We start from the raw sequence: 11,582 nt of genomic DNA, 5'->3' as shown, positions 1-11,582 counted from the left end.
AGCGGGGAGGCGATACGGCAGGCATCCGCCCGGCGACGGCGACGGACATGCCGTCAATTCTCCGGCCGACACGGCCTGCGCCCGGATTCCCCCGTGCCGGTCCGGCCACCGGCTAAGGGGGTCAGATATAACCAGTGGTCAAATATGGCCAAGTCCGGCCGGCCGACCATGGCAGTCCGCCCAACCCTTCACCGCCCTATTATCCCTGAAAATCAGAACGATGGCACAGGCTCCCGCAGGTCATTCAGTATTGGCACAGCGCTTGCTTTATAGAGGAGTGGAAGGAGTGTGTGACATGCGGTTCTTCTCGCCTGACCTCTCCGGACCAGTGCCGGGGTTTCAAGGAAAGGACGGCGAAGGATCACATTGACCGCCGGCAAAAAGACAGGATTGACAACCACCTCAAAGGAGATATCGCACCATGGCAAGCAAACAGGACAATGTCAAGGCAATGAGCCAGGAAATGCAGACCATCATCGAACATGCCCGCGCTCTGGTGGACGCCACCTCAGGAGAAGTTGACGACCGGATCAAAGCGGCGCGAGCGGCCCTTCAGGAACGCCTGGTGGCGACCAGGGGCGGGGTCGGCGAGCTGGAAGAACGGCTGCTGGAGACGGTGGAGAGCGCTGACCAGTTCATCCATGTCAAACCATACTACGCCATCGGCGGCACCTTCATTGCCGGCCTGTTCCTCGGCTGGTTCATGTCCAGGAAATAGCATGGACCGGCTGCCGATGTTCATCTCCGGAATCACTGGTGCGGCAGGCCGCCTTGGCGGGGCAGCGAGCGAGATCCTGCAGGATCGCCTGGAACTCCTGGCCCTGGAACTGCGAGAGGCCAAGATCCGTTTCATCCAGGCGGTGCTGCTGGTCTGCATGGCCGTGGTCTTTTCCCTGCTCGGGTTGCTGCTGCTGGTCCTGGCCGGGATATATGTTCTGCCGCCCGAATGGCGCCTGTACGGGATGATCGTCGCGGCGGCAGTCAGCATGCTGACAGGAGCGTCAGCCTATCTCACCCTGCTCCGGCATCTGCAGCGAAAACCGCTGGCCTTTGACCAGAGTCTGGCCGAGCTGAAAAAGGACGCCACATGTTTCTCGACCAAGAACTGAAAAATATCCGGGAAGCCAAGAATCGCGTGTCGATCTGTTGCGATCTGCATCGTCGCCTGGTCGATATCGAGATCCAGGAAATCCGCCGGGGGACGCGCCGTACCCTCTCCACCCTGAACCTGGGACTGGCCGTCGCCGAGCAGATCCTCGCTTTCCTGCGGGAAGAAAAATCCCGCCGCCGCTAGCAGTCGGGACCGGGAATGGATGGGAGCGGACGGATCTCCCCTGTCCCTCGGAAGGAGAAATGCATGGTGCGGATGACTGCCGTGATACTGGTGTTCCTGTGGCTGCCGGCCTTTACGGGCAGTTACAGGATGGGGTGGGTGTAATCAAGTGCTGCCGGCGATTGCCGTCCTCGCCGTGCTGATCGGAATGAACCGGGGACGAAGCGTAATCGGGATGGCAGAATACGATCAATCGGACTGACAAGACCAGGGAGGAACGAGATGAAAGCAACACTGATTGTAGCCATTTTCCTCATTGCCATAGGGGTTGTGGCCTTCGTCTACCAGGGCATCACCTACACGACCAGAGAAAAGGTCGTCGATATCGGTCCGCTCCAGGTGACGGCGGATACCACCAGAACCCTGCCGTTGCCGCCGATCATCGGCGCCATCGCCCTTATCGGTGGCATTGTGGTACTGGTTGTGGGCACCAGGAAAAAATAAAGGAGACTCCCCGTGATCCATACAGCCGACAACACGACAAAAAGATTCCTCTTGGGCGCATTGGCCCTGGTTCTGGTCCTGGCATCGCCTTTGCCGACGACGGCAAGGACGGATAGAGACATTCATGTCTCCCTGCCGCCAGCCATCGTCTATGCCGAACCGCCGCAGCTGATCGTGCTGCCCGAGACCTATGTCTACGTCGTTCCCGACCTGGAGATGGATGTTTTTTTCTACGACGGTTGGTGGTGGCGTCCATGGGAAGGCCGCTGGTACCGATCGCGCAGCTATGATACAGGCTGGAGCGACTATAACGGCGTGCCGACGTTCTACCGGGAGATCCCTTCAACCTGGCGCAACGACTATCGGGAGCATCGCTGGAGAGGGCATCGATGGGATATCCAACCGATTCCTCACCAGCAGGTTCAACAGAACTGGAGCAGCTGGGAAAAAAACAGACACTGGGAGAAGCAGCACACCTGGGGCGTTCAGGATCTGCAGATCCGGCCGCAATCAGGTCAGCCTGATCGGCAGATGCACCCACAGATCCGGCCGCAATCAGGTCAGCCTGATCGGCAGATGCAGCCACAGAACTCCCGGAAAAACCTGAACAGCCAGGGCAACCAGCAAAAAGCCAAGCCGGGCAACCAGGGTCATAAGAAGAACTGAGTCGACGGAGGAGCGTATCGAAGCGACCGCGCCGACAAACACCGTAGGGGATAGCGGAACATCACATGACACTCATACTTAGGACACGTCTGCATGTGCTGCCGGAAAAGCAGAAGGAAGTACTGCAGACACTGCTCTCATTGATTGAACTGCCGGGAATGGATGGCTGCCTGAGCTATGACATCTTCGGCGATATCGAGGACAACACTATTTTCAGCCTGATCTCGGAATGGCAGAGCCGCCGGCAACTGAACCGTCATATGTCGTCCGAAAGGTTCAGCGTCCTGCTCGGGACCAGGAGCCTGCTGTCAGAACAGTTGAAAATTCGAATATTTACAGTTTCAGATATGGAAGGCAAAGAGGCCGTCAACGCGGTACGGAAAAGAGAGACTCCTCTTGGCAGATTCACTGGGGAAGGAGCCTGACGCTATGAATGTCCTCCTTGTCTCTCCCAAGTTTCCCGATACCTTCTGGTCCTTCACCTACGCCTTGAGCTTTATCGGCAAGAAATCGGCCTTCCCGCCGCTCGGACTGCTTACCGTGGCCGCCCTGCTGCCTCGGGGGTGGCGCAAACGCCTGGTCGACGTCAATGTCGACAGCCTGACGGATACCGACCTGCTGTGGGCGGACATGGTCTTTGTCGGCGGGATGGCGGTGCAGCGCCAATCGGCCGGACAGATCATCGCCCGCTGCCGGGCCGCGAACGTGCGGATCGTTGCCGGCGGGCCGCTGTTCACCGCCGAGCCGGAACAATTCGGCGAGGTGGATCACCTGGTGCTCGACGAGGCGGAATTGACACTGCCCGCCTTTCTGGCCGACCTGGCAAGCGGCCGGCCGCAGAAAATCTACCGGGCGGCGGGTTTCTGCGCCCTCCATGACACCCCGGTTCCGGCGTGGGACCTGGTCAAGACCAAACGCTACGCCTCGCTGAACATCCAGTTCTCCCGGGGCTGCCCGTTCAACTGCGAATTCTGCAACGTGACGACGCTGTTCGGCCACCGGTCGCGGATCAAGACGCCACAGCAGGTGATCACCGAACTGGATTGCATCTATGCCACGGGATGGCGCGGCAGCATCTTCTTCGTCGACGACAATTTCATCGGCAACAAGGACTACCTGAAGACGGAACTGCTGCCCGCCCTGATTGCCTGGCGCCGGGATAAAAAAGGATGCGTGTTCTTCACCGAGGCCTCGATCAATCTCGCCGACGATCCCGAACTGCTGGATCTGATGGTGCTGGCCGGGTTCGATTCGGTGTTCATCGGCATCGAGTCGCCCGACGAGGTCAGTCTGACGGAATGCCATAAATTCCAGAACAAGAACCGCGACCTCCTGGCGTGCGTCAAACGCATCCACCGTTCAGGCATGCAGGTGATGGGCGGCTTCATCGTCGGCTTCGACAGCGACTTGCCTTCCATCTTCCAGCGGCAGATCGATTTCATCCAGCAAAGCGGCATCGTCATCGCCATGGTCGGCATGCTCCAGGCCCCCCCGGGGACACGGCTGTTCGACCGGCTGCAGCGGGAAAGCCGGATCCTCGCCACCTTTTCCGGCGACAATGCCGACGGCACCACCAATATCGTGCCCCGCATGGGCCTGGACCTGCTGCTGGACGGGTACCGGTCGATCATGCAACAGATCTATTCGCCGAAAAACTACTACCGGCGGGTCCGAACCCTGCTCGGGGAGCTGAAGGCGCCTGAAATCAGGCAGCCTCTCAACCTGCAGCGGTTCCTGTCCTTTTTTCGCTCCGCGTTCCGGCTCGGCTTTCTGGGCAAGGAGCGGTTCCACTACTGGCGGCTGCTGCTGTGGACCCTGAGTCGAAGGCCGAGGCTGGTGCCGACGGCCATAACACTGTCCATCTACGGCTACCATTACCGCAAGATCTGTGATCTCCATATTCATGGGGCCGGATGATGATCGCCGTATATCGGCATTGATGCGAGAGCAGCTGCAAGGAGGAAACGATGGAAACGAAAATGGGTGTATGGATTGATCATCGCAAGGCTGTCATCGTTGATCTTGGGGCGCAGGGACCGGAAACCCGGACAGTGCTGTCGGGGGTGGAAAAACAGCTTCGCCGGACAGGCGATTCACCGCTTACGGGCCGCTACGAAGCGCAGCAGGTTCCGGCCGATGACAGCCGTCAGGCTGCCCTGACAGGTGAGCTGAACAGCTATTACGACCAGGTCATCCTGAGCATGCGCAACGCCTGTGCCATTTACATCTGCGGGCCGGGCGAGGCCAAAGGCGAGTTGCAAAACCGCATCGAGCAGGGTCCGTTGAGCGGCCGGATCACCGCTGTCGAGCCAGCCGACACGCTGACGGACGGGCAGATTGCGGCCAGGATCGCCCGGTATTTCCAACAGTAGACCGAGGTATTGTCACCCGGGTGAACACTCCATCACCATCTTGCGGGCATACCCGAGTGGTTGCAGCTGAATAGGGTGGACCATCCCGACCTGTAAATGTTACAGACTGCAAAGGGGGTACCATGTGACGAGTCGCTGGAACCGCGCGGGCCGCGACGGTTCCCCGGCCCAACCCCTCCCTCACGCGATCTGTACCATGCCTGCCGGAACGGCGGAAAAGAGGGCAGCGACGTTCCCGGCGTCAAAGATGTATCGGGGTCGATGTTCGGCAATGGAGACCATCATGACAGCACGCAGGAAAATCCCGGAATCGGCAGCGAAAACCATGCCGGCTGCCGAAAAAGCCAGACCCCGAAAGGACGCCGGGAAGAAAAACGAGGTGCAGGAGCAGGCCGAACCGCGGACCGACTTCCCGATCGTCGGCATCGGCGCCTCCGCCGGGGGGCTGGCGGCCTTTGAAGCCTTTTTCTCCGGCATGCCGACCGACTGCCCTCCCGGCATGGCCTTTGTCCTGGTGCAGCATCTGGCCCCGGATCACAAGAGCATCCTCACCGATCTCATCAAGCGCTACACCAGCATGCAGGTTTTCGAAGTCGAGGACGGGATGGCGGTGCGGCCCAACTGCGCCTACATCATCCCGCCGAACCGCGACATGGCCTTTCTCAACGGCAGCCTCCAACTGCTCGAACCCACCGCCCCTCGCGGCCGGCGGATGCCGATCGACTTCTTTTTCCGTTCACTGGCCCAGGACCAGCACGAACGGGCCATCTGCATCGTGCTCTCCGGCACCGGCAGTGACGGAACCCAGGGACTGAGGGATATCAAGGCCGAGGGCGGCATGGTCATGGCCCAGAGACCGAATTCGACCGAGTACGACGGCATGCCGCGCAGCGCCATCGCCACCGGCCTGGTGGACTACGAACTGCTGCCGGCTGAGATGCCGGAACAGCTCATGGCTTACGCCGGCCACGCCTTCGGCAGGAACGCCCAGACTGCTCCCGGCCCGGCCTCGAAAAACGACAGCGCCATGAAAAAGATATTCGTCCTGCTGCGCGCCCAGACCGGCCACGATTTTTCCCAGTACAAGCCGAACACCATCAATCGCCGTATCGAACGACGCCTGGCCATCCACCAGATTGAATCGATCGACAACTACGTGCAGTACCTGCAGCAGAACCCCGCCGAGGTCGAGGCGCTGTTTCGCGACCTGCTGATCGGGGTGTCCGGTTTCTTCCGTGACCCGGAGGCCTTCCGCCAGCTCGAGGAACAGGTCATCCCCGCCCTCTTTGCCGACAGGCCGGCGGGCAGCGTGATCCGTGTCTGGTCTGCCGGCTGCGCCACCGGCGAAGAGCCTTTTTCACTCGCCATCCTCCTGCAGGAGCAGCTGGAAAAACAGCATCGGAGCCATACCGTGCAGATCTTTGCCACCGATATCGACAGCCAGGCGATAGCCACGGCCCGCACCGGGCTCTATCCGGCCAGCATCGCCGCCGATATCAGCGCCGAGCGGCTGGCCGGTTTCTTCACCGCCGAGGCCGAAGGCAGCGCCTACCGGATCAATAAGAGCATCCGCGACATGCTGGTCTTTTCCGAACAAAACGTGATCAAGGACCCGCCCTTCTCCAGGATCGATCTGCTCAGTTGCCGCAACCTTCTCATCTACATGGGGGCCGACCTCCAGAAGAAACTCATCCCGCTCTTCCATTATGCGCTGAACCCGGGCGGATTTCTCTTTCTCGGCACCTCGGAGACCGTCGGCGACTTCGGCGATCTGTTCGCGCCCCTCGACCGCAAGCTGAAACTGTACCGACGCCGGGAGGATATCCACGGGGTACAGCGCGTGGCATTCGGCCGGTTCCTGCCCTCAAGCGCGGAGGTCGGTGCGGCCCAGCCGAAAAACCTCGGCAACAGCGCCACCCCGGGGAAAATGTCGCTGCGCGACCTGATCGAGCAGGCCCTGCTGCGGCAGATCGCCCCGACCGGCGCCCTGGTCAACGGCCACGGCGATATCCTCTATCTCCACGGCCGCACCGGCATGTATCTGGAACCGGCCCCGGGTGAGGCCGGAGTCAACAATATCCTGAAGATGGCCCGGGAAGGGCTGCGCGGCGAACTGACCACCGCCCTGCACAAGGCTGCCGGAACCAGGGAGCAGGTGCGCCGCATCGGGCTGCTGGTCAAGACCAACGGCGATTTCACCCCGACCAACCTGACCGTCTGCCCCCTGGCCGCCCGGCCCGATTCCAGCCGGAGCGGCGGTGGAATGGCTGACCCTGCGGCCACACTGTCGACGTCGCTTTACCTGGTCATTCTCGAAGAAGGTGCATCCTTCGATCCCGGCCAGGCACCACTGGCCGCCGCCGGGGACGATAAAGAGGGGGCGGCCGATCCCGACAGCTCGTCCGAGACCCGGGCCAGTGCCCGTATCGCTGCGCTGAGGCAGGAGCTCCGGGCCAAGGAGGAATATCTCCAGACCGCCAACGAGGAACTCAAATCCACCAACGAGGAAATGCAGTCGGTCAACGAGGAACTGCAATCCACCAATGAGGAACTGGAGACCTCCAAGGAAGAGCTGCAATCGATCAACGAGGAACTCGCCACGATCAACACCGAACTGCAGAACAAGGTGAGCGACCTGTCGCGGGCCAACAACGACATGAACAATCTGCTGGCCGGCACCGGCATCGCCACCGTCTTTGTCGATCACAGCCTGCACATCCTGCGTTTTACCCCGGCCGCAACCGGTATCATCAACCTGATCACCAGCGATATCGGTCGGCCGGTGAGCCATATCGTCTCCAATCTGGTGGGCTACGACCGTCTGGTGGCAGACGTCCAGGCCGTGCTGGATACCCTGGCTGCCCGGGAAGTGGAGGTGGAGACCGCCGATGGCAGGTGGTACATCCTGCGGATCCAACCCTACCGCACCCTCGATAACGTGATCGAGGGGGCGGTGATCACCTTTGTCGACATCACCGAGGCCAAGAAGGTGAAGGACGCGCTGCACCAGGCCAATGAGCAGCTGCGGCTGGCCGTTGTCGTGCGGGATGCCCATGACGCCATCACCGTCCTCGACCTGGATGGCCGCATCATCGCCTGGAATCCCGCGGCGGTGAGGATGTACGGCTGGAGCGAGGCCGAGGCGCTGGCGATGAACATCCGCGACCTGGTCCCGGAACGGCTGCGCGAGGAAACCCTGACCCATATCCATCTGTTGAGCGGAGCGGAGATTCTCGAACCGTACCGCACCCAACGGCTCAACAAGAATGGCATGGTCATGGAGATCTTGATGACGTCCACCGCCCTGATCGATGAAGCAGGTCAGGTGTACGCGATTGCGACAACCGAGAGGGCAAAGGGGGCAAAGATCGGCCAACCCCTTGGGGGACCGCAATAACCGTCGGCACCAGGCGCATCGAGCGGACCGCTGACTCAGGCGGATGCGCACGCCCCGCGGCACACCGATCCATCCCGTCCAGGGTCCCCGCCTGGAGACATCCGGGGAGAGCATCCGAGGGCGAAAGTATCCGGTCGACCGGATGATCCGCAGACAGAGAGACCGCTCGACAACATCCATGAGGTGCAGGACATGACCGACATAACCAGGAAAGCGAAGCACAGCAACACGGCACAAGACGTCATTGTTTCAGCGGCAGGGCCGTCCGGGGTCGCCTCCGGAGATGACCTGCGCCGCCAGGCCGAGAAAATCCTGCGGCAAAAGAAGGTCATGCAACCGGAAACCCTGGAGGCCTTGTCCCTGGAGGAAATCCGCAAGGCCTTCCATGAGCTGCAGGTGCACCAGATCGAGCTTGAAATGCAGAACGAGGAACTGCACCGGACCCAGGTGGAACTTGACCTGTCCCGGGCGCGCTATTTCGACCTGTATGATCTGGCGCCGGTCGGCTATTGCGCCCTCAGTGCCAAGGGGCTGATCAAGGAGGCCAATCTCACCGCCGCATCCCTGCTGGGAGTGGCCCGGAGCGCGCTGGTCAAACAGCCGATATCCCGGTTTATCGTCAAAGAGGACCAGGACGGTTACTACCTGCTGATCCATCGGCTTGTTGGCAACGACGCTGCCCCCCGGCGGGGCGCCGCCCCGCCGCCCCTCAATGAATCCCCCGAACCGCGTGTCACCGAATTGCGGATGAAGAAATCCGACGGCACAGTCTTCTGGGTGAGCCTGAAAGTGACCGCAGTTCATGACGACCGCCATAATTTCGAGTTCAGGCTGGTGTTGAGCGATATCTCCGAACGCAAGCAGGCGGAGGCCCGGCAGATCGAACTTGAAGCACAGACCCGGAAGATCGAAAAGGCCGAGAGCCTGCAGCGGATGGCCGGTGCGATCGCCCATCTCTTCAACAACCAGTTGAGTGTCATACTGGGCAACCTCGAGATGACGATCTCCGACACCCAGGGCGATGCCTTGCCCCATCAATACGTCGTCAATGCCATGCGGGCAGTCCGCCGGTCATCAGAGGTCAGCGGCCTGCTCCTGACCTATCTCGGCCAAAGCCCCTCCAGACTGGAGCCCCTTGATCTCTCGGTGTTCTGCCGCGACAATCTCCCGGGAATCCAGGCTGAATTGCCGGCAGCCATTGCCCTCGAGACGGATTTTCTCTCCCCGGGCCCGATCGTGCTTGCCAACGCCAACCAGGTCCAGCAGGTTCTGACCAACCTGATCACCAACGGCTGGGAGGCCATCGGCGATAATGCCGGCCGGATTTCGGTGGCAACCAGAACCGTCCCGACGGCGGACATCCCGAGAGTGCACATCGCGCCCACCGATTGGCAGACCTCCGCCGAGACCTTTGCCTGTCTGGAGGTGACGGATTCAGGCTGCGGCATGACCGAAGAGGAGATGGACAGAAGCTTCGATCCGTTTTTCTCGACCAAATTAACCGGCCGAGGACTGGGCCTGGCAGTCGTCACCGGCCTGGCAAAGGCCTGGAACGGCATGATCGGTGTCGCCAGTACGGTTGGCCAGGGAAGCACCCTGCAGGTGTTTCTGCCACTGGCCACGGGTATGGTCCCCCGGCAACCGGAGGTACCGGCAGGACCGTGCGACCTGGTGGCGGGCTGGACCGTGCTGCTGGTCGACGACGATGCCATCGTCCGCGACATAACGGGGGCCCTGCTCCAACGTCTCGGGCTTACCGTTCTGGCGGCTTCCGGTGGCGGCGAGGCGGCAACCTTGCTCGAGAAAAATCCGGGCAGTATCGACTGTGTCCTTACCGATCTGTGTATGCCGGGCATGGACGGTTGGGACACCCTTGCCGCCCTCCGTCGGATCCGGCCCGACCTGCCGGCGATCCTGTCGAGCGGCTACGACGAAGCCCAGGCGATGGACGGCGAATATGTCGAGCAGCCGCACGCCTTTCTACACAAGCCCTATTCGATGGAGGTGCTGCGGGCTGTCATCTGCCGGGTTATGAGTGGTGCGGTCCCGAAGACCGTTTGAACCGGAGGGGATAGCGCCCCGCGCCCGAGGCATCCCGAGGAGAAAAAAGAGAAGAAGAAGCACCGGAAAGAGGCGATTCCGCTCTCCTTTCTCAAGGAAAAAGAAAAATATAAGCGCCTGGCCGAGTTTATTGTCGATCTGATCCGGGACGACCCTTCGGCGCCGGGAGAAAGCCTGCATACCATCATCTATCGGATCAAGGATGAATCACGGCTGATCGAGAAGATCGATAAGCCGTCGTCAAACAATAACCGTTACACAGAAATACCTTTCCGGCATAAGGGGCCGTAACGAAATGGTGAAAAATGTAACGGTTATTTCGTAACGGCCCCTAAGCTGAACAGCAGGGTCGAGTCCGAAAAAGAGAGCATCACCGAAAAAAATTATCAGGCCGGGATCCCCGATCTGCTGGGAGTCCGGATCATCTGCCTGCGCCTTTCCGATGTCGGCAAGATTGAGGGGTATCTCAATCTGCTGGCCAAGGAAAAAATCATCCGTTTCGTCAAGGGACCGGAGCAGAAAAACACCTTCGTTATCCCTCTCGACTTCGGCGAGTTCATCCCCGAAGGCACGGACCTGCGGTATACCGGTTACTCCTCGATCAATTATCGGATGCAGTTGGGGGAAAACGCCAACGCCCCTCCGGATCTGCTCAACCTCCAGTTCGAGCTGCAACTGCGGACGATTCTCGAGGAGGCGTGGAGCGAGATCGATCACAAGTACAGATACGTGCGCAGCCGCAGCGGCGTTCACCTGCCGGAGCATATCCATACCGGTTTCAATAACCTGAGCGCCTTCCTCCAGGTCGCCGCCCTGCAGGCCGAGTACCTCTGCCGTTCGGCGGAGGCGTTCAACCGGGTCAGGCATCCTGACCCTGGGGACAATCAGCCGACCCGCCGTGGCGATTCACCGGCTTCCCCCTCCATGACCACGGAGGATTTCGCCGGGACCGATGCAACGCCGGCGATCGCTGCCGATCTGCAGGAGATCCTGGGGGTGGAGGTGACGCCGAGAACGATCATGTATATCGACAAGCGTCTCGGCGAACTGAAGGCCGAAGAAACAGGGGGCAAGTCGCTGAAGCAGCTGTTCGGCAAACAGCGGCTCGCCGAATTCAGGGCTGTCTTCCAGGAAATATTTGCGGCCGGACCTTTTGCCAGTACCAACAATCTCAGTATCGATGTGATCAACGCCTTGAATTTTGCCATCTCCTGCGAACTCGAGGGCAAGCGGGTCGCCCGGGAAGGATTGCGGGTGGTGCTGCGGTGGCGCAAGGATCGCCAGCGGTGCTGATCCCGGCGGCGCGGGC

General features: G+C 60.7%; 11 protein-coding genes. All 11 read left to right on the top strand.

All coding sequences use genetic code 11. The features are described from left to right. The first annotated feature begins 421 nt into the window (after positions 1-421). Positions 422-718 carry a DUF883 family protein gene (locus tag ACWGKN_RS07715; protein WP_035233563.1) on the top strand — a complete coding sequence of 99 codons (297 nt, stop codon included), beginning with the start codon at positions 422-424 and terminating at the stop codon, positions 716-718. Between the two features lies 1 nt (position 719). Further along, positions 720-1,109, top strand: a complete 390-nt coding sequence (locus ACWGKN_RS07710) for a phage holin family protein (RefSeq protein WP_035233566.1) — start codon at positions 720-722, stop codon at positions 1,107-1,109. Next, positions 1,088-1,294 (top strand): hypothetical protein, encoded by a 207-nt coding sequence (locus ACWGKN_RS07705; protein WP_035233568.1) that lies wholly within the window; start codon positions 1,088-1,090, stop codon positions 1,292-1,294. Before ACWGKN_RS07710 ends, ACWGKN_RS07705 begins: the two co-directional genes overlap by 22 nt. Before the next feature lie 261 nt (positions 1,295-1,555). After that, entirely contained in the window at positions 1,556-1,777 is a 222-nt protein-coding gene (locus ACWGKN_RS07700; protein WP_035233570.1) for a hypothetical protein, read from the top strand. Positions 1,778-1,789: 12 nt separating this feature from the next. Then, positions 1,790-2,443, top strand: coding sequence for a hypothetical protein (locus ACWGKN_RS07695; RefSeq protein WP_035233571.1), 654 nt, complete (start codon positions 1,790-1,792; stop codon positions 2,441-2,443). A gap of 65 nt (positions 2,444-2,508) precedes the next feature. Beyond that, positions 2,509-2,868, top strand: coding sequence for a putative quinol monooxygenase (locus ACWGKN_RS07690; RefSeq protein ID WP_035233574.1), 360 nt, complete (start codon positions 2,509-2,511; stop codon positions 2,866-2,868). Between the two features lie 4 nt (positions 2,869-2,872). Next, the gene (locus ACWGKN_RS07685) at positions 2,873-4,360 is read left to right on the top strand and encodes a B12-binding domain-containing radical SAM protein (RefSeq protein WP_035233576.1); all 1,488 of its coding nucleotides are present in this window, start codon (positions 2,873-2,875) and stop codon (positions 4,358-4,360) included. 50 nt (positions 4,361-4,410) lie between these two features. After that, positions 4,411-4,815: a hypothetical protein gene (locus ACWGKN_RS07680; protein WP_035233578.1), complete on the top strand. Its 405-nt coding sequence runs from the start codon at positions 4,411-4,413 to the stop codon at positions 4,813-4,815. Between the two features lie 283 nt (positions 4,816-5,098). Then, complete coding sequence (locus tag ACWGKN_RS07675; RefSeq protein WP_452094983.1) at positions 5,099-8,212, top strand: chemotaxis protein CheB; 3,114 nt, start codon at positions 5,099-5,101, stop codon at positions 8,210-8,212. Positions 8,213-8,404: 192 nt separating this feature from the next. After that, entirely contained in the window at positions 8,405-10,273 is a 1,869-nt protein-coding gene (locus ACWGKN_RS07670; RefSeq protein ID WP_452094982.1) for a hybrid sensor histidine kinase/response regulator, read from the top strand. 336 nt (positions 10,274-10,609) lie between these two features. Beyond that, positions 10,610-11,566, top strand: coding sequence for a GTP pyrophosphokinase (locus ACWGKN_RS07665; protein ID WP_452095319.1), 957 nt, complete (start codon positions 10,610-10,612; stop codon positions 11,564-11,566). Positions 11,567-11,582: the final 16 nt, after the last annotated feature.

This window comes from Desulfoprunum sp., assembly GCF_053613775.1.
The sequence above is the reverse complement of the archived record's forward strand: the minus strand, read 5'-3'. Positions and strand labels throughout refer to the sequence as shown.